Here is a 24,862-nt window from a genome sequence, read left to right as displayed (position 1 = left end):
CCGGCCCCTACGGCGCCATGAGCTCCGCCAGTGCGGTGACCGGCACCGCGAGCTCGCCCTCGTCGATCGAGCCGCAGTCGAGCCCGCGGCGCAGGAACCAGGCGAGCGCCCGGGCCGTGGCCGGCTCGTCCATGACGCTGCCGGTCCCCTCCCCCAGGTAGACCGCCAGGCGCCGGTTGGCATCGCTCAGGGAGCGCCGGAAGAAGGCGTAGGTGGCGGCGTACCGGCTCGGAAGCTGCGCCGGGTGCAGGTCCCACCCCTGGTAGAAGCCGCGCTCGAGCGAGCGGGTCACGAGTCGCCCGTGGAGCGCCCAGGCCGCGCGCGCGCCCGCCCCGACGGGGAGGATGTTGGTCGATCCGTCGCTCAGCCGCACCCCCGTGCCGGCCGCCGCCGCCTGCATGACCTCCTTGGCGTAGTCCGCCGCGGGATGCTCCATCGACTGGTACGCCGCAGCGATGCCCACGGAGGCGGAGTAGTCGTAGGTGCCGTAGGGCATGCCGGTGATGCGCCCCCCGCCGGCGGCGATCATCCGCGGCAGCGGCGAGGTGCCGTCGACCCCGAGGATGGCCTGCGGGGTCTCGACCTGGATCTCGAAGGTCAGCCGCCCCTCGCGCAGGCCGTGGCGACGTTCGAGTTCGGAGAGCATGAGCACCATCGCCTCGATCTGGGCGACATCGGTGACCATCGGGAGGGTGAGCACGAGGTTCTCCGGCAGCCCGCGGGGCGCGAGCTCGTCGACGAACAGCTCCAGGCTCCGCAGGCCGCGGGCGCGCGTGCGCGGCTCGAAGCACTTGAAGCGGATGCCGATGAACGGGGGCGCCGTGCCCTCGCTCGCCGCCTGCGCCACGAATCGGGCACCGGCGCGCACCGCCTCGTCCTCGGCCTCGTCCCCGCGATCGCCGAAGCCGTCCTCGAAGTCGAGGCGCAGGTCCTCGATCGGCTCCGTGCGCAGCTTCGCCTCGACCTTGGCGGCGATCCTCGCCGCCTCATCGGCGTCGTCCACGAGGCCGTGGATGCGCATGAGCTCGGTCATGCCACCGATCTCGGCGACGGCCTCGAGCGCCGCCTCCCCCCATTCCCGCGGGGTCGAGGGCCGGTACCGGTCACCGGGGAGGTAGACCGAATGGATCGGCTGGCGAGAGCCGTCGTCCCCCGGATAGTTCCGGGCGGCCGCGGCGTCGACGGGTGCGAGCAGGGCCTCGATGCGTTCGTTCACCGTCGTCACCGCACTCATTCCTGTCCCGCGCCGAGCGGCAGCGCCCCGGTCAGGGGAGGCTCCTCGCCGCTCGCGGCCCGCTCGGCACGGACGACCTCGACCACGGCGGCCGCCACCTTCTTGGCGACGGCGGCGTCGAACACCGACGGCACGATATACGACGGATTGCGCTCGCCGTCCGCCACGACATCGGCGATCGCCACGGCGCTCGCCCGCAGCACCTCGTCGGAGATCGCGCTCGCGCGGGCATCGAGCAGCCCCCGGAACAGGCCGGGGAAGGCGAGCACGTTGTTGATCTGGTTCGGGTAGTCCGACCGCCCCGTGGCCACGACGGCCGCGTGCTCGGCCGCGGCGATCGGGTCGACCTCGGGGGTCGGGTTGGCCAGTGCGAACACGATCGCCCCCTCGGCCATGCGGGACACGTCCTCGCCGGTGAGGATGTTCCCGGCGGAGACGCCGATGAACACGTCCGCCCCGACGAGGCCGTCGGTGAGCGACCCGGCGAATCCCTCGGGGTTGGTGTTCTTGACGAGCCACTCGCGGTGGTCGTCGCTGTAGTCGCTGCCGGCGTGGATCGAGCCGTTGCGGTCGAAACCGACGATGTTGCGGGCCCCCTGACCGACGAGCAGGCGGATGATCGCCGACCCCGCGGCGCCCACGCCCGAGACGACGATGCGCACGTCCTCGATCGCCTTGCCCACGACCTTGAGGGCGTTGATGAGCGCGGCGAGCACGACGATCGCGGTGCCGTGCTGGTCGTCGTGGAACACCGGGATGTCGAGCTCCTCGCGCAGGCGGCGCTCGATCTCGAAGCACCGCGGCGCCGAGATGTCCTCGAGGTTCACCCCGCCGTAGGCCGGCGCGATCGCCTTGACGATCCGGATGATCTCCTCGGTGTCCTTCGTGTCGAGCGGCACCGGCCAGGCATCGACCCCGGCGAACTGCTTGAACAGGGCCGCCTTGCCCTCCATCACGGGCATCGCCGCGGCGGGGCCGATGTCGCCGAGGCCCAGCACCGCGGTGCCGTCGGTCACGACGGCGACCGTGTTCCGGGCGATCGTCAGCCGCCGCGCGTCCTCGGGGCGTTCCGCGATCGCCAGGCTCACCCGGGCCACCCCTGGGGTGTACGCACGGGAGAGGTCCTCGCGGTGGCGCAGATTCACCTTGGGGCGCACCTCGAGCTTGCCGCCCAGGTGCATGAGGAAGGTCGCATCCGACACGTGCCGGACCGTCACGCCGTCGATCGCCTCGAGCGCGACGCGCATCTCGCCGACGTGGGCGTCGTCGCGGGCGTTCGCCGAGATGTCCACGACCATCTGCGTGTCCGTCGACTCGACGACGTCCACGGCGGTCACCGCCGCTCCGGTGGCACCCACGGCCGCGACGAGGTTCGTCGTCGTCCGGGGTCCCGTCGGCGCCTCCAGACGGAGGGTGATCGCGTAGCTCGGGCTAGGAATCGCCGCCATTGGCCTGTCCAATCTGTCGCAAGGTGGAGTTTTACTTTCGCTATCTGAAATAGCATAGCCGATCCCGAGGGCCGTGGGAAGACGTCGGGGCGACATCCGAGAGGTCGCCCACCTCACTCCCGGAAGGGTTGACCGCCCCCGCCCGGCTCGTTACAGTTTCATTATGCAGAACTGACCTTCCGCAACATGGAACCTGCATGGGACCAGATGGAGCCGACGCGGTACGGAACCACCGCTCCCGGGCACCGACCACCGAGCGGTGACCCGCCGTGGACCATCCGGAAGGCTCCCCGGCCCGGAGCGCGACCGCGCACGAGACCGGGGTCGACATTCAGCTCGATGAGGAGACCAGACATGCGCGACGACAACGACCGCGGGCAGGGCTCAGCACGCGCAGCCGGCCCAGCCGGCGCCGACGGCCCAGGTGGCCCAGGCGAGAGCGCGCCGAGTGATCGCACCCATCCCGGCATCGACGTGAGCACCGGCCCGCCGCGCCACCATGCCGGTCCGGAGCCCTGGGGCACGGGCGCACCGGAGCAGCAGCGCGCCCCCCACGACCCGCAGCCCTCCCATCCGGCCCCCGCGGGCACGAGCCCGGCCCTCTACAACCGCGATCTCGCCCCGACCACCCGCTCGGGCCGCACCTGGCACGCGTACTCGATCTTCACCCTGTGGGCCAACGACGCCCACTCCCTCGGCAACTACACCTTCGCGATCGGCCTGTTCGCCCTCGGCCTCGGGGGCTGGCAGATCCTGCTCGCCTTCCTCATCGCCTCCGGCCTGCTCTTCGTGCTCCTGTCGATCTCCGGCATCATGGGCGAGCGCACGGGCGTTCCGTTCCCCGTCATGAGCCGCATCTCCTTCGGGGTCGTCGGCGCCAAGGTGCCCGCGGCCGTCCGCGGCGTCGTCGCCATCGCCTGGTTCGGCATCCAGACCTACCTCGCCGCGGTCGTGCTCAAGGTGCTCATCATCGCCCTGTACGAGCCGGCCGCGAAGCTCGACGAGAGCACCTTCCTCGGGCTGTCCCCCCTCGGCTGGATCGCATTCGTCGCGCTGTGGATCCTCCAGGTCCTCATCGTCATCCGCGGGATGGAGATGATCCGCAAGTACGAGGCCTTCGCCGGGCCGATCATCCTCGTCACGTTCCTCGCCCTGGCGATCTGGGTGTTCACCAAGGCGCTGAGCGCGGGCATCACGATCGACTGGAGCCCGGCGCTCACGGCCGCCGGCGATCCCGCGCCCACCGGCGGGGCGATGTGGCTCGACATCGGCAAGGCCGCGGCCCTGTGGGTGGTCATCTACGGCACGTTCGTGCTCAACTTCTGCGACTTCACCCGCGGCGCCCCCCACCAGAAGGCCGTGCTCAAGGGGAACTTCTTCGGCATCCCGATCAACATGATGTTCTTCGCCGTCATCGTCGTGGCGCTCTCCGCCAGCGAGTTCAGCATCAACGGCACCTTCATCGAGTCGCCGAGCGACGTGGTCGAGCAGATCCCGAACACGCTCCTACTCGCCCTCGCCTCGCTCGCGCTCATCATCCTGACGATCGCGGTCAACCTCATGGCGAACTTCGTGGCCCCCATCTACATGTTCGCCAACTTCTTCCCGAAGCACCTGAACTTCAAACGGGCCGCCATCATCACCGCGATCATCGGGCTGATCATCCTGCCGTGGAACCTGTACAACAGCCCGGCGGTCATCGAGTACTTCCTCGGCGGGCTCGGCGCCCTGCTCGGGCCGATCTTCGGCGTGATCATCGTCGACTACTGGGTCGTGCGCCGGGGCAGGATCAACGTGCCCGACCTGTACTCGCAGGACCCGAAGGGCGAGTACGCCTACACCCGCGGCACGAACCTCAAGGCCGTCGCCGCCGGCGCCCCCGCCGCCGCCGTCGCCCTGATCGTCGCCCTCGTGCCGTTCTTCGAGGGCATCGCGGGCTTCTCCTGGTTCATCGGGGCGATCCTCGCCGCGGCCATCTTCTGGATCATCGCCGACCACCACAAGGACTACCACGACGTCGACGGCGAGGCGATCGCCGTCCCACCCCTGCACTGAGGAGATCCCATGCGCATCCTTGTCGCGAACGTCAACACCACCCGCTCCATGACCGACACGATCGCGGCCTCGGCCCGGTCCGTCGCCGCACCCGGAACCGAGATCGTCGGGATCACCCCGGAATTCGGCGCCGAATCCGTCGAGGGCAACCACGAATCCTTCCTCGCGGCCGTCGCCGTGCAGGAGGCGGTCCGCGCCTACGAGGGCCACTACGACGCCGTCATCCAGGCCGGCTACGGCGAACACGGACGCGAGGGCCTGCAGGAGCTGTGCGACGTGCCGGTCGTGGACATCACGGAGGCCGCCGCCGCCACCGCCCAGTATCTCGGGCACAAGTACTCGGTGGTGACGACCCTCGATCGCACCGTTCCCCTGATCGAGGACCGCCTGCTCACCGCCGGGCTGCTCCAGCGCTGCGCCTCGGTCCGCGCCTCGGGGCTGTCGGTGCTCGAGCTCGAGGGCGATCACGACCGAGCGGTCGAGGCCATCGTGGCGCAATCCGTGCGCGCGGTCACGGAGGATCGCGCCGAGGTCATCTGCCTCGGGTGCGGCGGGATGGCCGGCCTCGACGCGGCCGTCCAGGAGGCGACCGGGGTTCCCGTGGTCGACGGGGTCGCGGCCGCGGTGACCGTCGCCGAATCCCTCGTCCGGCTCGGGCTGAGCACGTCGAAGGTCCGCACGTTCGCCACCCCGCGCCCCAAGCGAATCGTCCATCCGGTCGCACCCGCCTGAGGCGGCGCGCCCGTGAGCGACAAGACGGACGCGACCGACCCGAACGTGCACTATGTCACAGCGTGGAGTATACTTTCCACTATCTGAAACGATGGCACCCCTCCCCGACACCCCTCCCCGACACCCCTCCCCGACACCCTGCCGAGTCGCCGTAGAGCCATGCGCAATCGCGCATCACCGTGCACGACCGGCGCCGAGCAGTCGAGGTCGTCGCGAGAGCACTCGAACCGGTCGCCGTCATCGCACCCGATGTAGACGAGGCACAGCATGAGCGCAGCCGCCCCCACCCGCAGCAGCACCCGATCCGGGACCGTGCAGTCGGTCGACCGGGCGGTCGAACTGCTCGAGCTCCTCACGGACGCCGGCGGACAGGCGACGCTGAGCGAGCTGGCCGAACACACCGACCTCCCGCTGCCGACGATACACCGGCTCATGCGCACGCTCCTCGCACACGGCTACGTGCGCCAGCTGCCCTCGCGGCGCTACACCCTCGGGCCCCGCCTCATCCGGCTCGGGGAGAGCGCGGGCCGCCAGCTCGGCTCGGATGCCCGTCCCTACCTCGCGGCCCTCGCACAGGAGCTCGGGGAGAGCGCCAACCTGGCGATGATCGACCGCGACATGGTCGTCTACGTGGCGCAGGCCTCCTCGGCCCACTCGATGCGGATGTTCACGGAGGTGGGCCGGCGGGTCTTCCCGCACTCCGCCGGGGTCGGCAAGGCCGTGCTCTCCCAGCTGCCGGACCAGACCGTCATGGAGATCCTCGGCCGGGTCGGCATGCCCGCGGCGACCGACCGCACGATCGTCACTCCCGCGGCGCTGCTCTCCGAGCTCGCGCTCATCCGGGAGCGGGGCTTCGCGGTCGACGACGGCGAGCAGGAGATCGGGGTGCGGTGCTTCGCCGTCCCGGTCCCCCGTGCGCCGACCCCCACCGCGCTGTCGATCTCGGGCCCGGACTCGCGCGTGACCCCCGACTTCGGCAAGCGCGCCGTGCCCGTGCTCCAGCACGCCGCGCACGAGATCGCCGAGACCCTCCTGACCGACTGAGACCCACGAGAGCGCCGGCCGGCCGAGTATGATCTCGGCCGGCCGGCGCTGTCTCGCGTGCTCGCGCGTGTTCCGGAGCGGGTCAGTCCTCGACGGCGCGCTCGAGCACCTTGGCCACGTCCTCCTGGGAGGCGACCTCGCCGGCGACGACCGCGTCGTGGACGATGACGGCCTCGCGCTTGGAGACGACCGGAATCTCCTCCCCGGCGGCCGTGTGCAGCTTGCCGTCCTGGACGTAGTCGCCGTCCTGGAGCCGGCGGAACTGCTTCTCGGTGATGACCCGGCCGGTGCCCGCGGCGAAGACCGAGGGGTTGTCCGGGGTGCCGCTGCTGAAGTGGTTGAACACCAGGTTCATGACGACGGCGAAGATCGCCGCGGAGGAGATCCCCGAACCGAAGATGATCTGGACGGCCGTGGGGAACTGCTCGTAGAACTCGGGCCGCACCTCGGGCAGGATCCCCACCGCGATGCCGACGGCGACGATGATGAGGTTCATGTTGCCGTCGTACTTGACGGTTCCCAGGGTCCGGATGCCCGCGGCGGCGACGCTGCCGAACAGCACGATGCCCGCCCCGCCGAGAACCGGCGGCGGGATGACGGCCACGATGCCGCCGACGACCGGCAGCAGGCCGAGCACGACGAGGATGACGCCGCCGGCCACGACGACGAACCTCGACTTGACCTTGGTGATCGCCACGAGGCCCACGTTCTGGGCGAAGGCGGACTGCGTGAAGGAGTTGAAGATCGGCGCGATGGCCGAGGAGATCATGTCCGCCCGCAGGCCCGACGCGATCCGCTTCGAGTCGACCTTGGTCTTGACGATCTCGCCGACGGCGAGGATGTCGGCGGTCGTCTCCACCATCGTCACGATGATGACCACGAACATCGACACGATCGCCCCGATCGCGAACGTCGGCAACCCGAAGTGGAACGGTTCGGGGACGGCGACGACGCCGGCCTCGGTGATCCCGGAGAAGTCGACCTTCCCGAACGGGATGGCGATGATCGTTCCCACCACGATGCCCAGCAGGATCGACATCCGCGACACCATGGAGATGCCGACCTTCGACAGGCCGAGCACGACGACGAGCGTGAGGAGCGCGAGCACGATGTTGCTCGGCTCGCCGAAGGTCGCCGATCCGACGCCGCCCATGGCCCAGTCCGCGGCGACGCGCATGAGCGAGAGGCCGATGACGGTGATGACGGTGCCGGTGACGACCGGCGGGAAGAACCGCACGATCTTCGCGAAGAACGGCGCGATGATCAGGCCGATGACGGAGGCTCCGATGACCGCGCCGAAGACCGCTTGGAGCTTCTCGTTCGGGCTCGCCGCGACCAGCTCCCCGCTGTTCATGATCGCGAGCATGGTGGAGACGCCCGCGAAGGAGACGCCCTGGACGAGGGGCAGCTGCGATCCGAAGAACGGCAGCCCCCAGGCCTGGAGCATGGTGGCGAGGCCGCCGACGAACAGGCAGGACGCCACGAGCAACGCGACCTGCGTGGCGTCGAGACCGGCGGCCTGGCCGATGATGAGGGGCACGGCGATGATGCCGCCGTACATGGTCAGGACGTGCTGGAGGCCGAAGGCGAAGTTCGCTCCGAGCCCGAGGCGTTCGTCCTCGGGCCTCGCGCCCTTCCGGGTGGCGGCAGCCGACTGTGCCGTCATAGTTTCTCTCCTTTGAGATGAGGCGCCGACGGCCGGGGCGCCCTGAGCGCTCCGGCCGCCGGAACGGGGGTCAGGTGAAGGACGGGATGGTGGTCCAGGCGGCCGGGGTCGGGGTCGTGCCCGTGCGCACCACCTCCGAGGTGATATCGCCGAAGGGGCGGTCGGCCGCGTAGAAGACGACGTTCGGGTTGTCCTGGCCGAACGGGCTCAGGTCGACCACGAAGTGGTGGTTGTTCGGGCACTGCAGCCGCACCGTGTCGATCTCGGGGTGGGTGTCGATGATCCGCGAGCTGATCGCCCACATCGTGTTCTGCAGCGCCATGGAGAAGCGCTCCGCGAACTCGGTCAGGATGATGTGGCGAACCGAGTCGAAGATCGCGTCGAAGTCCGCCTCGAGGGTGTTGTACTCCCACCAGGCGGAGACGTCGGTCGACATGATCCGGTCGGTCGTCTCGGCCAGGGTCGTGTACGTGCCCTTGGGGTAGCCCACGAAGGACGACCCGGAGGACTTGAGCACGGTGAGCTCCTTGAGGCCGGAGACGATGTGGAAGTCCTTCCCCTCTGCCTGGACGACCGCGTAACGCTCCTCCTTGCCGGAGCGCACGAAGGAGTGGTCGTGCGGGCCGTGGTCGCCGACGATCCGATCCCAGTCGACCTTCTTGACCTCCCAGCGGCCACCGGTGACGATCTCGGGCCATTCCGAGAACATGAACCGGCCGAACTTCAGGGCGAACTCCTCGGGCGTGCCCACGCCGTCGCGGGCGAGGGAGAACGTGATGTTCTTCTGCGTGTCCGTGGCCACGCAGGTGGAGTTGTCGCCGTGGGTGTAGATGCGGTCGAGGTCGCCGCGGATGGCGGAGGAGACGGTGTAGTCGGTGATGTGGTGGACCGGGCCGTCCCGGTCGATGCGGACGAGGTGGACCCCGCCCTTGCCGTGGGAGGCGGCATGCATCCGGGCGTTCTCGCTCGGCAGTTCGCGCGGAGTCGTGTCCGGGGTGGTGTCAACGGTGGTCATCTTGCTTCCTTTCAGCTGCCACGGTAGGTGGAGTAGGCGAATGGGCTCAGGAGGATCGGTACGTGGTAGTGCTTCTCGTCGGCATCGACGGTGAAGGTGACCGAGACCTCGGGATAGAAGGTGGGGGTGTCGTGCCCGGCGAAATAGGCGCCGGTGTCGAACGTGACGCGGTAGGTGCCACCGGCGAGGGCCTCGGGGCCGAGGTCGCCGATGCGGCCGTCGTCGTCGGTCCGGCCGGTGGCGACCGTGACCCAGCCGGTGGCGTCCCGGTGGGCGAGCTCGACGTCGATCCCGGCGGCGGGCCGGCCCGACTGCGCGTCGAGCACGTGGGTGGTGATGAACGAGGCCATGGGGGACAGCAGTCCTTCCAGTCGTAGTACGGCGATCTCACGAAGCTGCTCGGCCGCGACCCGGCGTTCCGTCTCCGGGGTGTGGGTCATGCGGCGTTCGAGCTCGGCGAGGATCTCCTCGGCGGTGCGCCCGGCGGCGCGGATGAGGAACACGAAGCCGAACGCGTCCTCGTAGGCGGCGTTCCCCTCGTCCAGGCGGCGCTGGACGTCGTCGGTGATGCCCAGGCCGGACTGCTCCGCCCGGCTCATCCGGGCATCCTCGGCCGCGCCCCGGGCGCGTTCGCCGATGCGGGGGTGGCGGGCGAGGGCCTCGTCGATCTCGGCCTCCGTCCACAGATCGGCGCAGGCACGCGCCGCCGCCGAGACCTCGGCCACGGAGGCATACGGCCGGCCGGCCGCGATCTCCCGTGCCCAGCGATCGACGTGGGCGCAGGCACGGAGCAGGTCCGCGGCCTCGCCCGCCTCGATCTCGTTGAACGCTGACAGCTGCATCGCCGTCCCTTCCGAAGCGACGCACACGGACGCTTCATCGACGCCCTGAACGTGCTACAACGGAGGTCGAACATCCGAAGAGTTTCCGACAGGTGGAAAGTAACTTCTACAATGCAAACGTTATGGGCACCCGTCGCGGATGTCAAGCCTCAGTTCCCCTGAGCTTCGCGATCGGCCCCATCGCCCGTCGGTCTTGTATCGGGGCTCCCCATGCCGACGGGGGACGCGGCGTGTGCCGCGCCCCCCGTCGGGTGGCCGATGTCTCGGCCCGGTCGCCTGTGCCGGCCCTCTCAGCCGAGCAGCTGCTCGCGGAGTCGGGCGACGTGGCCCGTGGCCTCGACGTTGTACTCGGCCGAGCGGACATCGCCGTCGGGGCCGATGACGAAGGTCGAGCGCAGAACGCCCTCGAACGTCGAGCCGCCCACGGTCTTCTCGCCCCAGGCGCCGTACTCCTGCGCGACCCGGGCACCGTCGTCGGACAGCAGCGGGAAGGTCAGGTGCTCCGCCGCGGCGAAGGCCCGCAGGTCCGCGATCGGATCGGCGGAGATCCCGAGCACCTCGTAGCCGCCGGCCGCGAGGGAGGCGAGGTTGTCCCGGAAGTCGCACGCCTCCGTGGTGCAGCCCGGCGTGCCCGCCTTCGGATAGAAGTAGACGACGACCCCGGCCGAGGCCCGCGCACACACGCCGGCGAGGGAGACCTCGGCGCCGTCGGCGCCGGTGAGGGTGAAGTCGGGGGCGCGGACGCCCGTCTCGAGCCGGGTCATCACACCATCCGATCGTAGGCGGGCAGGGTGAGGAAGTCGACGTACTCCTCCGCGATCGCGACGTCGAGGAACGTGTCGCGCGCCTGCTCGTAGTCGCCCGGCTCGCCGGGCAGCTTCGCGATCTCCTCGGCCACGATCCGCTCGACCAGCTCCCGGGTCACGAGCTCGCCGGTGTCGGCCAGCGTGATCCCGTTGTGGAGCCACTGCCAGGTCTGGGAGCGGGAGATCTCGGCGGTGGCGGCGTCCTCCATGAGGTCGAAGATCGCGACGGCCCCGAGGCCGCCGAGCCAGGCACGCAGGTACTGCAGCGCCACGGAGACGTTCGTGCGCAGCCCCTCCTCGGTCACGTCGCCGGGGGTGGCGGCGACGTCGAGCAGGTCGGCGGCGGTGACGGAGACGTCCTCGCGCTTGTTGTCGATCTGGTTCGGCCGGTCGCCGAGCACGGAGGTGAAGACCTCCTTGCAGGTCTCGACCATGCCCGGGTGGGCGACCCACGAGCCGTCGAAGCCGTCGGTGGCCTCCCGCAGCTTGTCGGCGCGGACCTTGTCGAAGGCGACCTTGTTCACCTCCTCGTCACGGCTCGGAATGAAGGCGGCCATGCCGCCGATCGCGTGCGCTCCGCGCTTGTGGCACGTGCGCACGAGCAGCTCGGTGTAGGCGCGCATGAACGGCACGGTCATCGTGATCGCGTTGCGGTCGGGGAGCAGGAACTCCTGACCGCGGGTGCGGAAGGTCTTGATGACCGAGAACAGGTAGTCCCAGCGGCCGGCGTTGAGCCCGGCCGAGTGGTCGCGCAACTCGTAGAGGATCTCCTCCATCTGGAACGCGGCGGGGATGGTCTCGATGAGGCAGGTCGCCCGGATCGTGCCGCGGGGGAAGCCGAGGTGGTCCGAGGCGATGTTGAACGCGTCGTTCCACATCCGCGCCTCGAGGTGGTGCTCCATCTTCGGGAGGTAGAAGTACGGCCCCTGCCCCTTGGCGATCTGGCGCAGGCCCGCGGTGGCCACGAAGAGGGCGAAGTCCACGAGCGAACCGGAGGTCACCTCGCCGTCGACGAGCACGTGCTTCTCCGGCAGGTGCCAGCCGCGCGGACGCATGACGATGGTCGCGAGGTCCTCGTCGGGCGCGAGCGCGTAGGTCTTGCCGTTCGAGTGCGTGAAGTCGATCGTGCGGTCGATGGCGTGGAGCAGGTTGAGCTGGCCCCCGACCACGGAGTCCCACTCGGGCGTGTTGGCGTCCTCCTGGTCGGCCAGCCAGACCTTCGCGCCGGCGTTGAGCGCGTTGATGGTCATCCGCCGATCGGTCGGGCCCGTGATCTCGACGCGCCGGTCCTCCAGGCCCGGGGCCGGCGGGGCCACCTGCCACGTGGGATCGGCCCGGATGTGCTCCGTCTCGGGCAGGAAGTCGAGGGTGCCGCCGGCGCTCACGCGCTCGACGACCTCGGCGCGGGCGGCGAGCGCCTCCTCGCGGCGCGCCGCCAGCGCGCGGTGGAGCGTGACGATGAGCTCCAGGGCCGAATCGGTCACCACCTCCTCCGCTCCGGCGGGAAGATCTCCAATGATCTCGATTCCGCTGACTGTGCTCATGCGGATCTCCGTTCCTTCGTGATCGGTCGGTTCGTGACGAGCTGATGAGCCGGTGAGAAGTCCATCGTGGCGGACTTCCGAGCCACTCACAACGCTTTTCACATCTTGAAAGTTCGCTTCCATCGTAGCAGTTCTCTCGACGTCAAGAGAACTGAGTGTTAGCAGGAGCACGGCACCCCGTCCCCGTCGGCGGCGCCCGCCGTGAACTCCTCGAGGGTGCGGGACTGCTTGACAGCGCGACCTTCGGAGGTGCTATCGTCCCCGGCACCGGAACGACCCGGAACGGCGGAGCAGCAGACGCCGAAACACCTGAGCTGGCGGTTCGCGCGCCGGCGGTGCCGCCGAAGGAGGTAGCACCGAGATGCCCACGCTGTGGTTGAAGAATCCCCTGGCCGTCCACCTGGGAGCCGAGGCACCCGAGGAGCCGGCCCGAGGCGGCATCGTCGTGGACACCGACGCGGGGGTGATCCTCGAGCTCGTCGGCGCCGGCGGGCAGCCGTCGGTCCCGGCCGACGAGGTGTTCGACGCGAGCGCCCACGCGATCACGCCCGGACTGATCAACACCCACCATCACTTCTACCAGACCCTCACCCGCGCCTGGCCGCCCGTGGCCAGCAGCAAACTCTTCACGTGGCTCACCACCCTCTACCCGGTGTGGGCGCGGATCGACGCCGAGGCGATGCGGCTCGCCACGACCGTCGCGATGGCCGAGCTGCTCACGACCGGCACCACGACGACCTCGGACCACCACTACCTCTTCCCCGCCGGCGGGGACGTCGCGATCGACACCCAGGTCGACGTGGCCCGAGAGCTCGGCATGCGCGCCGTGCTCACGCGCGGCTCGATGAGCGTCGGCGAGGACGACGGCGGCCTGCCGCCGCAGCACACGGTGCAGGACCCGGACACGATCCTCGCCGACTCCCGGCGGCTCGTCGAGACCTATCACGAGCGTGGCGAGGGCGCGATGATCCAGATCGCCCTCGCGCCCTGCTCCCCGTTCTCGGTCTCGACCACGCTCATGGCCGACAGCGCCACGCTCGCCGCGGACCTCGACGTGCGGCTGCACACGCACCTGGCCGAGACCCTCGACGAGGAGGAGTACTGCCTCACCCGCTTCGGCCTGCGCACGGTCGACTACCTCGAGTCGGTCGGCTGGCTCACGGACCGGGCCTGGCTCGCGCACGGCATCCACTTCGACGACGCGGAGATCGCCCGGCTGGGAGCCGCGGGCACGGCCGTCTCCCACTGTCCGAGCTCGAACATGCGGCTCGCCTCCGGGATCGCCCGCGCCGTCGAACTGGAGGAGGCCGGCTCCCCCGTCGGCCTCGGCGTCGACGGCTCGGCCTCGAACGACTCCTCGAACATGGTCCGCGAGGTCCGCCAGGCCCTCTACGTGCAGCGGCTGCGCTACGGCGCCGAGTCCGTCACCACCGGGCGGGCCTGGGACTGGGCCACCCGCGGGTCCGCCGCGGCGCTCGGCCGGGCCGACCTCGGGGTGATCGAGGTGGGCAGGCAGGCCGACCTGGCGCTGTTCCGCCCGGAGGGCCTCTCGTTCTCGGGCTCGCACGACGTGCTCACCGCGCTGCTGCTGTGCGGGGTCGAGCGGGCGGACCGGGTCATGGTCGCCGGCCGCTGGCGCGTGACCGACGGCCAGGTCGTCGGGCTCGACACCGACGCCCTCATCGCCCGTCATCATGAGCTGGCCCGATCGCTGGTCGAGGGCTGAGGCGGCTCAGGACCCGGCGACCCGCTCCAGCACGAGCTCCCGCACCCGCCCGGCATCCGCCTGACCGCGCGTGGCCTTCATGACCGCCCCGATGACCGCGCCGATCGGGCCGAGGTTGCCCGCGGCGATCTTCTCGGCGATGTCGGGCTGGGCGGCCAGCGTCGCGTCGATCACCTCGAGCAGCGGGCCGTCGTCGGAGACGATCTCGAGCCCGCGGGCGACGAGCACCTCCTCGGGGGTGCCCTCGCCGGCGAGCACGCCGGTGAGCACCTGTCGGGCGAGCTTGTCGTTGATGCGGCCGGAGTCCACGAGCTGCTGGAGCTCACCGACCGCGGCCGGGGTGATCGCCAGCTCCTCGAGGGCGCGGCCCTCGTCCTTGGCGGTGCGGGCGAGCTCGCCCATCCACCACTTGCGGGCCGCGGCCGGACTTGCGCCGGCGGCGACGGTCGCCTCGATCAGGTCGATCGCGCTCGCGTTGACGACGTCGCGCATCTCCAGCTCGGTGTAGCCCCACTCGCCCTGCAGCCGCCGGCGCCGCGCGGCCGGCATCTCGGGCAGGTTCGCCTCGATCTCGCGCACCCAGGCCGGGTCGGGCACGACCGGCACGAGGTCGGGCTCGGGGAAGTAGCGGTAGTCGTCCGCGTCGGACTTCGGCCGCCCCGACGAGGTGGAGCCGTCGTCCTCGTGGAAGTGACGCGTCTCCTGCAGCACGGCCTCGCCGGCGTCGAGCACGGCGGCCTGCCGGGAGACCTCATAGCGCACGGCCCGCTCGATCGACCGGAAGGAGTTGACGTTCTTCGTCTCCGTGCGGGTGCCCAGCGGGGCCTCGGGGGCGGCCCGCAGCGACACGTTGATGTCGGCCCGGACGTTCCCGCGCTCCATCCGCGCCTCGGAGACCCCGAGCGCCCGGAAGATGTCGCGGAGCGCGTGCACGTAGGCGCGGGCGATCTCCGGGGCCCGGTCCCCGACCCCCGTCAGGGGCTTCGTCACGATCTCCACGAGCGGGATGCCGGCGCGGTTGTAGTCGACGAGCGAGTGGGTGGCCCCGTGGATCCGGCCGGCGGCGCCGCCGACGTGGGTGTTCTTGCCCGCGTCCTCCTCCATGTGCGCCCGCTCGATCTCGACGCGGTAGACCGTGCCGTCGTCGAGTTCGACGTCGAGGTGGCCGTCGTAGGCGATCGGCTCGTCGGACTGGGAGGTCTGGAAGTTCTTCGGGATGTCCGGGTAGAAGTAGTTCTTCCGTGCGAACCGACAGCTCGGCGCGATCGTGCAGCCGAGCGCGAGGCCGATGCGGATCGCGTACTCCACCGCGGTCCGGTTGACCACCGGCAGGGAGCCGGGGAGCCCGAGCGACGTGGGGGTCAGGGCCGTGTTCGGCGCCGTGTCCACGTGCGCGGGGGCGTCGTCGAACATCTTCGTCGCGGTTCCGAGTTCGACGTGCACCTCGATGCCGAGCACCGGGTCGAACCGGCGGATCGCATCGGCGTAGTCCACCAGCGCGGTCATCGGTTCGCCTCCGTGTTCATCGGGTTCGTCGGGTTCATCGAGTTCATCGGCACGTGCGTGAGCAACGGAGTGCCTCCCCAGGCGCCCGCGAGCCGGGCCTCGAGGGCGGCCGCGTAGGTGTACAGGTTCGTCTCGCCGCGGGCGGGGCCGATGAGCTGGAACCCCGTGGGCAGGCCGTCCGAGTCGCGCCCGTTCGGCAGCGACAGCGCCGGCACCCCGGCGAGGTTGGCCGGGATCGTGGCGATGTCGTTCAGGTACATCGCCATCGGGTCGTCGACCTTCTCCCCGAACCTGAACGCCGTGGTCGGGTTCGTCGGGGAGACGATGACGTCGACCCGGCCGAACGCCGCGTCGAGGTCGCGCTGCACCAGGGTCCGGACCCGCTGGGCCGACCCGTAGTAGGCGTCGTAGTACCCGGCCGAGAGCGCGTAGGTGCCGAGGACGATCCGGCGCTTGACCTCCGGGCCGAATCCGGCCCCGCGGGTGGCGGCCATGACCCGTTCGGCGGTCACCGGCCCCTCGGAGGGCTCGACCCGCAGGCCGAACCGCATGCCGTCGAACTTGGCGAGGTTCGAGGACGCCTCCGAGGGCATGATGAGGTAGTACGCGGCGAGCGCCGCCTCGAACGAGGGGCAGGCGACCTCGACGACGTGAGCTCCGGCGTCCTCCATCAGCGCGACGGACTCCTCGAAGCGGGCCTGCACGTCGGGGGCGTACCCGGCGCCGGCGAGTTCGCGGACGATGCCCACGCGCACCCCGGACAGGTCGCCGTTCGCGCCGGCGCGGGCGGCCGTGGCGTAGGCGTGCGGGGCGTCCGGCAGCGAGGTGGAATCGCGCGGGTCGTGGCCGGCGATGAGGTCGTGCAGGAGCGCCGCGTCGGTGACCGTGCGGCTGCAGGGGCCGACCTGGTCGAGGCTCGAGGCCATGGCGATGAGGCCGTAGCGCGAGACCGAACCGTACGTGGGCTTGACCCCGATCGTGCCCGTGACCGAGGCGGGCTGGCGGATCGATCCGCCCGTGTCCGAGCCGAGGGCGAGCGGGGCGGCGTAGGCGGCCACGGCGGCGGCCGATCCGCCCCCGGAGCCGCCGGGGATCCGGTCTCGGTCCCACGGGTTGCGGGTCGGGCCGAAGGCGGAGAACTCCGTGGAGGAGCCCATCGCGAACTCGTCCATGTTGGTCTTGCCGAGGATCGGCAGGCCGGCCGCGCGCAGCTTCGCCACGACCGTCGCGTCGTACGGCGGCACCCAGCCCTCGAGCATGCGAGAGCCGCACGTGGTCACCTGGTTCTCGGTGACGATCGAGTCCTTGACGGCGATCGGCACCCCGGCGAGTTCGGGCAGCTCCCGGCCCGCCGCGCGGCGCGCATCGACGTCGGCGGCCGCGGCGAGCGCCTCGTCGGCGTTCACGTGGAGATAGGCGTGCAGGTCGCCGTCGACCGCGGCGATGCGGTCGAGGTGGGCGCGGGTGATCTCGGCGGAGGTGGTCTCGCCCGCGGCCATGGCCGCGCTCAGCTCGACGGCGGTCGCGGTGATGAGGTCGCTCATGCGTCTTCTCCCAGGATCTGCGGAACGGCGAAGCGGCCCTCGGCGGCGGCCGGCGCCTGGGCGAGCACGACCTCGGGGTCGAGCGTGGGCCCGACGACGTCGTCGCGGAAGACGTTCGAGAGCGGGAGCGGATGGCTCGTGGCCGGGACGTCGCCGGAGACGGCCTCGCTCACGGTGGCGACGGCGGCGACGATCACGTCCAGCTCGGCGGCGAGGCGGGCGGTCTCGTCCTGCGTCAGGTCGATCCGCGCGAGGTCGGCGAGGCGCGCAACCTCATCTGGATTGATGGTGGGCATGTCCGGAAGTCTATCGGCCATGACCCACCTGCTCCGCCGCCGCCTCACCGCTGCGTCACCACGCCGCGGCCAGGCGGGCGTGCAGGTCGAGCAGCGGTGCGGTCCGCTCGGCCGGTCCGCGCCCGAAGCCGCACTCGGTCGCGAGCCCGAAGTCGCCCACGCCGCTCGCGCCGGCCGAGGCGATCCGGGCGCGGGCGCCGTCCGTGCCGTCCTCGTGGTGCACGAGCCCGAGGTAGAGCTCGGCGAAGCGGTGGCGGTGCAGGTCGCGCAGCGGTGCGAAGAAGGCGGCGTCGTCGCGCTCGATCGGCACGGGCAGGTGGAGCCAGGTGATCTCCCGGTCGATCCGCTCGGCCAGGCCGTTGGCCACGAGCACGAGGTTGGTCGCATCGAGCGGCTCGACGAAGTGCCGCTCCCCGACGTCGCCGTAGCAGAGGTGGAAGCCGAGCTCGACCCCGGCCGGCACGGCCCGCCCCACGTGGGCGGCGCGGTCGAGCAGGCCCGCCGCGACGTCGTCCCACCATGGCCCCCGGCCGTAGGCGACCGCCCGCCCCTGGGAGTTCTCGAGGTAGGCGAACTCGACCGCGAGGTCGAACTGGATCGCCAGGTCGGCGGCCGGAATCGCCGCCGTGATCCGGTCGAGCTCGGCCAGGAGCGCGGCGGTGTACGGTCCCTCGACGGCGGCCCGGGCCTCGGGGTGCACGAAGGTGGTGAGCGCGGCCAGCGGTGTGGGCAGACTCACCTGGAACCGCGTTCCCGCCCGCACGACGCCGGCCTCGCGCAGCCTCGCGAACGTGGCGTAGGACTCGAGGGCGGCGTCGGCGTAGCCGAGGTCGGAGAAGGCGAGCCGGTCGGGTTCGACGCTGCCGTCGAGCGCGAAGGGGCGCACGTCGAAGCCGGCGAGCAGCGCGGGCTCGTCCCCGACCCGGCTCAGGCCCGCGGTGGCGGCGAAGGCGGCGCCCTGGAAGAGGATCCAGTGGAAGCGCGGGCCCACCTCCCCGTCGGGGATGCGGCGCAGGTGGCCGCCGAGGTGCTGGGATGCCACTCGGAACGTGCTCTCGGCGTCGGTGCAGGTGAGCGAACCGACCAGATGGGCGCCTTGGATGGCCATGTGCTGTACTCCTTGACGTAGCTGCTGCCGACCCACTGTAGGGCCGGTGGCCCCGTAGGCTGACGGCATGCACGGCACCGACGAGAACCCGATCCCCGATCCCGAGGCGGCCGATCCCGAGGACGGCCCGGAGGCCCCGGCGCCCACCCCGATCGGGGCGTTCCTGGAGCGTCACCGGTTCGTGCTCGGAATCACCCTGGCCGTGGTCTTCGCGGCCGGCACCGCCGTTGCCCTGGTCTCGCTACGACCCGACGCGGCGCTGCCGGGCTTCTTCGGGATGGTGCAGCGCTTCGCCTTCCCGCTCATGACCGCGCTCATCGCGGCCGTCGGGCTCACGTGGGCGCTGCGGCTCCCGCGCCGGTGGCCGAACCTCGCGGCCTACCTGGCGATCGGCACCTACCTGCTCTACCTCGCGACCGGCTGGATCCACGACCAGTTCCTCTCCTGAGCCGCGCGCCGCCGCTTCGACGCAGGACCGGCACAGGAGCAGTGCAGGCCCGATGACGGGGCGGTCACCAGGCGCCGGTGCGGCGGAAGCGCACGGCCTGGCCGGGGCGGGCCTGGGCGAGGGCGTCGGCGGCGGCGCCGGTGAGCACGGCGATCACCGGGTAGCCGCCCGTGACGGGATGGTCCGCACCGAAGATCACGGGCAGCCCGCTGGGCGGCAGCTGCACCGATCCGCGCACGAGCCCCTCCGACGGCAGTTCCCCCGCGTCCCCCGCGCGCGCCCGGGCGAGTGGCGCCCCGGCCAGGCGCGTGCCCACCCGGTCGCTCTCCTCGCCCACGCGGTACTCGCCCGCGAAGAGCACCCCGAGATCCTCGGCCCAGTCGGCCCGCGGGCCCGGGTGCACGGAGAGCATGAGCAGCGGGCCGGGCAGCGGGGTGCCGCCCGCAGTGTCGTCGCCCGCACCGTCAGTCGCACCGGCACCGTCACCGGCACCGTCACCAGCACCGGATCCGTCGCCGACCGTGCGCAGGTCGCCGAGGTCGCGGCCGATGGCGAGGACGTCCCCGGCCCGCAGCGGCGCGGGCCCGAGGCCGGAGAGGGTATCGGTCGCGGCGGAGCCGAGGGTTCGCGCCGTCGCCAGCCCGCCCCGCACCGCCAGGTACGTGCGCAGCCCCCGCTGCGGGAACGGGACGCTCATCCGCTCCCCCGCCGCGAGCACCGTCGCCGCCCGCGTCTGCGCCCCCGCGAGCGCGATCATGACGCCGGCCTCCGCCCGCACCTCGAGCGTGCCGACGATCTCGATCCCGGCGGCGCCGGGGCGGTTGCCCACGAGCGCGTTCGCCCGCCGCAGGCTCGCCCGGTCCGCGGCGCCCGATCCGGTGATCCCCAGGTGCGCGTGCCCCGGCCTACCCAGGTCCTCGCACAGCGCCCGTCCCCCGAGGTGTTCGATCCGCAGGCTCATCCGATCGCCTCGAATCGCACGCGGGCGCCGGCCCGCAGCGGGGTCGGCGGATCCTCCGCGAGGTCGAACAGCGTCATCGTCGTGGTTCCCAGCAGCAGCCATCCGCCCGGCGACGGCCGCGGGTAGACGGCCGTGTAGTCGCCCGCGATCCCGACGGCCCCCGCGGGCACCCGGGTCCGCGGGCTCTCCAGCCGCGGCAGCCGCAGCGCCGGATCGAGGCCGCCGAGGTAGGCGAATCCGGGCGCGAAGCCGATGAACTCGGCGACGTAGGTGGGCGCGCAGTGGCGGGAGACGACCTCGGCCGCGGTCAGCCCGGACCGCCGCGCCACCTCGGCCAGGTCGGGGCCGTCGTAGCGCACCGGGATCGTCACGAGGGCGCCCGCGGCCCGCGCCGCCCCCGCCCCATCGCCGTCGAGGCCGGCGAGCGTCTCGCCGATGAGCCTGCGGACGACGCCGCCCGCCCCGGGTGCGAACGTCACCAGCACGGTCCTCGCCGCGGGCACGACGTCCCCGAGCAGGCCGGCGCCGTCGCGCTCGTGCAGCGCGACGGCGAGGTCGGCCGGGGTGGCACGCTGCCCGCCGCCCCGGTCCACCTCGACCAGGAGGGCCGTGGGTCCGCACGGCAGGATCCGTGCCGGGCTCATCGCGTGAACGGCCGCGGCGGCAGCCCGGCCGCGGTGAGGGCCTCGGCCAGGCGCCGGGCGATGGCGACGGCCTCCGGGGTGTCGGAGTGCACGCAGATGCTGCGCACGGGCAGCGGCAGGCGGGTGCCGTCGACCGCGGTCACGTCCCCAGTGCGCACGAGGTCGAGGATGCGCTCGGTGATCCGGACGGGGTCGTGGAGGAGGTCGCCGGGCTCGCCGCGCGGCACGAGGCCGCCGGTGGCGAGGTAGCCGCGGTCGGCGAAGCCCTCGGCCACGAGGTGCACGCCGCGCTCGGCCGCGGCGCGGGCGAGCGCGGCGCCGGGTGCGAGCGCGGGCGGGGCGAGGAGCAGCGGCAGGGCGAACTCCGCGGCGACGCCCACGATCGCCGCGGCGTGCCCGGGATCCACGGCCACCCGGTGGTAGAGCGCCCCGTGCGGCTTGAGGTAGCGCACCGGCACGCCCTCGAGCGCGGCGCACTCGACGAGGGCGGCCACCTGTGCGGCCAGCCGGCGCCGGAGCTCGGGGCCGGAGATCCGGGTGGCGGCGCGTCCGGAGTTCTCCCGGTCCGGATAGGAGGGGTGGGCGCCCACGTGCACCCCGTGCTCCCCCGCGAGCGCGCAGGCCGCCCGCATCGTGGACTCGTCGCCGGTGTGGCCGCCGCACGCGACGTTCGCGCTCGTGAGGACCTCCATGAGGGCCTCGTCGCGGCCGGTGCCCTCGCCGAGGTCGGCGTTGAGGTCGAGGGCGGGCAGGGCGGGACTCACGTCGTCCCCCCGCGCGCCTCGGCGGACTCGCCGGGGTCGGCGAGCAGGTGCTCGACCGCGGCCGGGCCCCCGGCGAGAAGCGCCTCGAACCCGGCCTCGTCGAGGATCGGGCGGCCGAGCTCGCGCGCCCTGGCCTCCTTGGAGCCGGCGCCGGGACCGACGACCACATAGTCGGTCTTCTTCGAGACGGAACCGGCGGCCTTCCCGCCGCGGGAGACGATCGCCTCCTTCGCGTCGTCGCGGCTGAAGTGCTCCATCGCTCCGGTGACCACGACCGTGAGCCCGGTGAGGATCCCGGCGGCGGCGTGGCCCGCTCCCGGTCCCGGGTGGCCGGGAGTGGCGAACGAGACGCCGGCGGCGCGCCAGGCGGTGAGGATGTCGCGGTGCCAGTCGACCGCGAGCCACTCGATCACCGCGCCCGCGATGGTCGGTCCGACCCCCTCGACCTGGGCCAGATCCTCCTCGCCCGCGGCCTCGATCGCGTCGAGCGAGCCGAAGTGGTCGGCCAGCGCGCGGGCGGCGACCGGGCCGACGTGGCGGATGTTCAGCGCCACGAGCTGGCGCCAGAGGTCCTTGGTCGTGGCGGCCTCGAGCTCGGCGATCAGGGTCTCGGCCTGCGCCGAGGGCTCGACCAGGTCGTGGTCCTTGCGGATCTTGGCCGCTCGCCGCTCCGCAGGGCTCATGCCCTCCGTCCCGGGCGGGTACACCTTGGTCACCTTCTGGAACGGTCGCCGCACCCGCGGCCGTCCGGTGGACTCGTCGGTCCTCGGCTCCCCGGTCTCGGCGTCGCGCACGACGACGGAGATCGGCACGAGCTCCTCGATCGTCAGGGCGAAGAGTCCCGCCTCGGTCTCGAGCGGGGGCGTGGCCGGCGACTCCGGCTGGGTGAGCGCCGCCGCGGTCACCTCGCCGAGGGCCTCGATGTCGAGGGCCCCGCGGGAGCCGGCGTGCTCGACCCGGCCGCGCACCTGCGCCGGGCACGAGCGGGCGTTCGGGCAGCGCAGGTCGATGTCTCCCTCCCGCATCGGCCGCAGCGGCGTGCCGCAGGCGGGGCACTCGGCGGGCATGACGAACTCGCGTTCAGTGCCGTCGCGGAGCTCGAGCACGGGGCCGACGACCTCGGGGATGACGTCCCCGGCCTTGCGCAGCACCACGGTGTCGCCGATGAGCACGCCCTTGGCGCGCACGACGTCCTGGTTGTGCAGGGTCGCCTGCCGCACGACCGATCCGGCCACGTGCACGGGCTCCATGACCGCGTACGGGGTGGCGCGGCCGGTGCGCCCGACGGCCACGGCGATGTCGAGGAGCCTCGTGTGCACCTCCTCGGGCGGGTACTTGAACGCGATCGCCCAGCGGGGGGCGCGGCTCGTGGCGCCGAGCTCGGCGTGCAGGGCGAGCTCGTCGACCTTGACCACGACCCCGTCGATCTCGTGCTCGACCGAGTGCCGGTTCTCGCCGTAGTAGTCGACGAACTCGAGCGCGTCCGTGACCGAGTCGACGACCCGGGCGTACGGGCTCGTGGGCAGGCCCCACCCGGCGAGCAGTTCGTACACCTCGCTCTGGGCGGCGACCGGGGGGTGGTCCCAGGCGCCGATCCCGTGCACGTACAGCGACAGGGAGTGGATCCGGGCCTCGCCGGCCTCGAGCTCGAGACCCTCCTTCTTGCTCAGGATCTGCCGGAGCCCGCCGCTGGCCGCGTTCCGGGGGTTCGCGAACGCCGGGAATCGGCGGGCGGCCGCGGCGGCCTGGCGCTCCTCGTCGAAGTCGCCCCGGGTGGCGGCCGGCCGCTCCCGCCACTTGTCCCGCGCCGCCGAGATCGCCCGGCCCTGGAGCCGGGCCTGCAGCTCGTTCAGCCGCGCGAACTCGGCGGTGGGGATGAAGACCTCCCCGCGCACCTCCACGAGGTCCGGATGTCCCGTGCCCGAGAGGCGGCGCGGGATGCCGGCGACGCGGACGGCGTTGACGGTCACGTCCTCACCGATGCGCCCGTCGCCGCGGGTGGCCGCGCTCACGAGCACGCCGCGCTCGTACCGCAGCGCGATCGCGAGCCCGTCGATCTTCAGTTCGCACAGCCAGCGCACCGCCCGGCCGGCGGCGTTCTGGGTGCGCACCTCCCAGTCGCGAAGCTCCTCGATCGAGAACACGTTGTCGAGGCTGAGCATCGGCTCGGCATGGGTGACCGGCGTGAACAGCTCCGAGACGGTGCCGCCGACCTGCCGGGTCGGCGAGTCCGGCCGGCGCAGGAACGGGTGGCGGGCCTCGAGCGCCTGCAGGTCGCGCAGGAGTTCGTCGAAGGCGGCGTCGGACAGGAGCTGGGCATCGCTGCCGTAATACGATTCGCGGGCGGATCGCACGCGGCCGGCCAGGTCGTCCCAGCGGGCGCGCAGGGCGGCCCCGTCGGTGCCGTCGACCTCGTCGGTGCCGTCGGCGCCCGGGGGGTCGGTGGGCTCTGGTGCTGCGGCGGATTCACTCACGCCGCCATTGTCTCCCCTTCGCCGGGCGCCGGTCGTGTCTCGTCGGCACTCGGACCGGGAATCGGTCCCGGCTCGGCACACGCGAGGGCGACGATCGAGACGTCCGGATCGCACGTGGTGTAGGTCCACTCGCCCCGCCGCGAATCGCGCGTCGCGTCCACGAAGACCTCGGACCCCGCCGGACCGACCCGGACGAACCACACGAGGGCGGCGCCGGTGTCGCTCGGGACGGCGACCGCGGCCTCGGCGCCCTCGCCGTCGGCGCCGGCGTCGAGACAGGCGACGACATCGGGGGGCAGGAGTTCCTGGCCGTGGGCGCGCACGAGGTCGCCGCACGAGACGTAGCGCTCCCGGGCGCGGAACGCCGCGGGTGCCTCGCCCGTGCGCGACTGCGAGATGAGCGCCGCCCAGCCCTCGATGGGCGGGGCCGGAGCCGGTTCCGGCGCCGGTGACGTCGGCTCGGGCTCCTGCGGCGCGGGCCGGGTGGGGTCGGCGGTCGGCCGTTCCGATGGTGTCGACGGGTTTGATGGGGTCGGCTGTTCCGACGGTGTCGATGGGGTCGATGGTCCCGGCGGGCGCGGACCGGAATCGTCCCCGTCCGGATCGGCCGGCGGCGGCGCGGTCTCGCCTGGACCGGTCTCGACGGGACCGGTCTCGACGGGCGCGGGCGGATCGATTCGCGGCGGATTCGGCGTGGCCGAGGCGTCCGGACCCGTCGAACCCGTCGGGCCCGTCGAACCCGTCGGACCCGTCGGGGTCGATGGCGTCGGTGGAGCCCCGCCGGTTCCTCCCGCACCCGGCTCGCCGGCCGGGTCGCTCGGGCCGGCACTCGCGGGTGGTGTGCTGCTCGCGGCGTCGCCGGGCACGGTCACCTCGCCGGCGCAGCCCGCCACGGCGAGGACGCCGGCGAGCAGGGCGCTCAGGCACGCGATCCGTCGATCGGTACGCCTCATCACGCCTCCCTCCGAACCAGTACCCCTACCGTTCCCTACTGCTCCCACGTTC

21 protein-coding genes are annotated in these 24,862 nt (G+C 72.1%); 5 read left to right on the top strand and 16 right to left on the bottom strand.

The features are described 5' to 3' along the window. Window positions 1-7 precede the first annotated feature (7 nt). Both GCG21_RS10080 and GCG21_RS10075 read right to left on the bottom strand, forming a co-directional pair. The gene (locus GCG21_RS10080; RefSeq protein ID WP_370517437.1) at window positions 8-1,216 is read right to left on the bottom strand and encodes an aldolase; all 1,209 of its coding nucleotides are present in this window, start codon (window positions 1,214-1,216) and stop codon (window positions 8-10) included. A gap of 14 nt (window positions 1,217-1,230) precedes the next feature. After that, window positions 1,231-2,682, bottom strand: a complete 1,452-nt coding sequence (locus tag GCG21_RS10075; protein ID WP_152909564.1) for an NAD-dependent malic enzyme — start codon at window positions 2,680-2,682, stop codon at window positions 1,231-1,233. Between the two features lie 354 nt (window positions 2,683-3,036). Here GCG21_RS10075 and GCG21_RS10070 point away from each other — a divergent pair, with 354 nt between their 5' ends. The 3 genes from GCG21_RS10070 (at window position 3,037) to GCG21_RS10060 (ending at window position 6,513) form a co-directional block, all read left to right on the top strand. Next, window positions 3,037-4,737, top strand: a complete 1,701-nt coding sequence (locus GCG21_RS10070) for an NCS1 family nucleobase:cation symporter-1 (RefSeq protein ID WP_152909563.1) — start codon at window positions 3,037-3,039, stop codon at window positions 4,735-4,737. Window positions 4,738-4,746: 9 nt separating this feature from the next. Further along, a complete protein-coding gene (locus GCG21_RS10065; RefSeq protein WP_152909562.1) occupies window positions 4,747-5,469 on the top strand; it encodes an aspartate/glutamate racemase family protein in 723 nt (240 codons plus the stop codon). Window positions 5,470-5,736: 267 nt separating this feature from the next. Then, window positions 5,737-6,513 (top strand): IclR family transcriptional regulator, encoded by a 777-nt coding sequence (locus tag GCG21_RS10060; protein WP_152909561.1) that lies wholly within the window; start codon window positions 5,737-5,739, stop codon window positions 6,511-6,513. 82 nt (window positions 6,514-6,595) lie between these two features. Here GCG21_RS10060 and GCG21_RS10055 read toward each other — a convergent pair whose 3' ends face one another. From GCG21_RS10055 to aceB, 5 genes are all read right to left on the bottom strand, one after another. Continuing rightward, a complete protein-coding gene (locus tag GCG21_RS10055) occupies window positions 6,596-8,179 on the bottom strand; it encodes a nucleobase:cation symporter-2 family protein (protein WP_152909560.1) in 1,584 nt (527 codons plus the stop codon). A gap of 70 nt (window positions 8,180-8,249) precedes the next feature. Then, window positions 8,250-9,194 (bottom strand): factor-independent urate hydroxylase, encoded by a 945-nt coding sequence (pucL, locus tag GCG21_RS10050; RefSeq protein ID WP_370517436.1) that lies wholly within the window; start codon window positions 9,192-9,194, stop codon window positions 8,250-8,252. A gap of 11 nt (window positions 9,195-9,205) precedes the next feature. Beyond that, on the bottom strand, window positions 9,206-10,036 hold the full coding sequence (uraD, locus tag GCG21_RS17275) for a 2-oxo-4-hydroxy-4-carboxy-5-ureidoimidazoline decarboxylase (protein ID WP_370517435.1): 831 nt from the start codon (window positions 10,034-10,036) through the stop codon (window positions 9,206-9,208). Window positions 10,037-10,326: 290 nt separating this feature from the next. Further along, a complete protein-coding gene (locus tag GCG21_RS10035) occupies window positions 10,327-10,800 on the bottom strand; it encodes a peroxiredoxin (RefSeq protein ID WP_152909559.1) in 474 nt (157 codons plus the stop codon). Next, window positions 10,800-12,386 (bottom strand): malate synthase A, encoded by a 1,587-nt coding sequence (gene aceB / locus GCG21_RS10030; RefSeq protein ID WP_152909558.1) that lies wholly within the window; start codon window positions 12,384-12,386, stop codon window positions 10,800-10,802. Before aceB ends, GCG21_RS10035 begins: the two co-directional genes overlap by 1 nt. Before the next feature lie 361 nt (window positions 12,387-12,747). Between aceB and GCG21_RS10025 the strand changes: the two genes are divergently transcribed. Next, entirely contained in the window at window positions 12,748-14,112 is a 1,365-nt protein-coding gene (locus GCG21_RS10025; RefSeq protein WP_152909557.1) for an 8-oxoguanine deaminase, read from the top strand. A gap of 6 nt (window positions 14,113-14,118) precedes the next feature. Here the strand turns inward: GCG21_RS10025 and gatB are convergent, their stop codons facing one another. The 4 genes from gatB to GCG21_RS10005 are packed head-to-tail and all read right to left on the bottom strand — an operon-like array spanning window position 14,119 to window position 18,566. Then, window positions 14,119-15,618: an Asp-tRNA(Asn)/Glu-tRNA(Gln) amidotransferase subunit GatB gene (gatB, locus tag GCG21_RS10020; protein ID WP_152909556.1), complete on the bottom strand. Its 1,500-nt coding sequence runs from the start codon at window positions 15,616-15,618 to the stop codon at window positions 14,119-14,121. Then, complete coding sequence (gatA, locus tag GCG21_RS10015) at window positions 15,615-17,162, bottom strand: Asp-tRNA(Asn)/Glu-tRNA(Gln) amidotransferase subunit GatA (RefSeq protein ID WP_152909555.1); 1,548 nt, start codon at window positions 17,160-17,162, stop codon at window positions 15,615-15,617. The genes gatB and gatA overlap by 4 nt, the downstream gene beginning before the upstream one ends. After that, window positions 17,159-17,458 carry an Asp-tRNA(Asn)/Glu-tRNA(Gln) amidotransferase subunit GatC gene (gene gatC / locus GCG21_RS10010; protein WP_152909554.1) on the bottom strand — a complete coding sequence of 100 codons (300 nt, stop codon included), beginning with the start codon at window positions 17,456-17,458 and terminating at the stop codon, window positions 17,159-17,161. The genes gatA and gatC overlap by 4 nt, the downstream gene beginning before the upstream one ends. Before the next feature lie 55 nt (window positions 17,459-17,513). Continuing rightward, the gene (locus tag GCG21_RS10005; RefSeq protein WP_152909553.1) at window positions 17,514-18,566 is read right to left on the bottom strand and encodes a hypothetical protein; all 1,053 of its coding nucleotides are present in this window, start codon (window positions 18,564-18,566) and stop codon (window positions 17,514-17,516) included. A 67-nt stretch (window positions 18,567-18,633) separates the two neighbouring features. On the opposite strand from GCG21_RS10005, the gene GCG21_RS10000 reads away from it, so the two are divergent. Continuing rightward, window positions 18,634-19,014, top strand: a complete 381-nt coding sequence (locus GCG21_RS10000) for a hypothetical protein (protein WP_152909552.1) — start codon at window positions 18,634-18,636, stop codon at window positions 19,012-19,014. A 64-nt stretch (window positions 19,015-19,078) separates the two neighbouring features. On the opposite strand, the gene GCG21_RS09995 is transcribed toward GCG21_RS10000, so the two are convergent. The 5 genes from GCG21_RS09995 to GCG21_RS09975 are packed head-to-tail and all read right to left on the bottom strand — an operon-like array spanning window position 19,079 to window position 24,810. Then, on the bottom strand, window positions 19,079-19,975 hold the full coding sequence (locus GCG21_RS09995) for a biotin-dependent carboxyltransferase family protein (RefSeq protein ID WP_152909551.1): 897 nt from the start codon (window positions 19,973-19,975) through the stop codon (window positions 19,079-19,081). Continuing rightward, window positions 19,972-20,619, bottom strand: coding sequence for an allophanate hydrolase subunit 1 (locus tag GCG21_RS09990; RefSeq protein WP_152909550.1), 648 nt, complete (start codon window positions 20,617-20,619; stop codon window positions 19,972-19,974). The genes GCG21_RS09995 and GCG21_RS09990 overlap by 4 nt, the downstream gene beginning before the upstream one ends. After that, entirely contained in the window at window positions 20,616-21,383 is a 768-nt protein-coding gene (locus GCG21_RS09985; RefSeq protein WP_370517434.1) for a 5-oxoprolinase subunit PxpA, read from the bottom strand. Before GCG21_RS09985 ends, GCG21_RS09990 begins: the two co-directional genes overlap by 4 nt. After that, window positions 21,380-23,857, bottom strand: coding sequence for an NAD-dependent DNA ligase LigA (ligA, locus tag GCG21_RS09980; RefSeq protein ID WP_370517433.1), 2,478 nt, complete (start codon window positions 23,855-23,857; stop codon window positions 21,380-21,382). Before ligA ends, GCG21_RS09985 begins: the two co-directional genes overlap by 4 nt. Next, window positions 23,854-24,810, bottom strand: coding sequence for a hypothetical protein (locus tag GCG21_RS09975; protein WP_152909549.1), 957 nt, complete (start codon window positions 24,808-24,810; stop codon window positions 23,854-23,856). Before GCG21_RS09975 ends, ligA begins: the two co-directional genes overlap by 4 nt. Window positions 24,811-24,862: the final 52 nt, after the last annotated feature.

This window comes from Pseudactinotalea sp. HY160 (assembly GCF_009372055.1).
Classification (GTDB): domain Bacteria; phylum Actinomycetota; class Actinomycetes; order Actinomycetales; family Beutenbergiaceae; genus HY158.
This window is presented reverse-complemented; position numbering and strand designations above follow the sequence as displayed.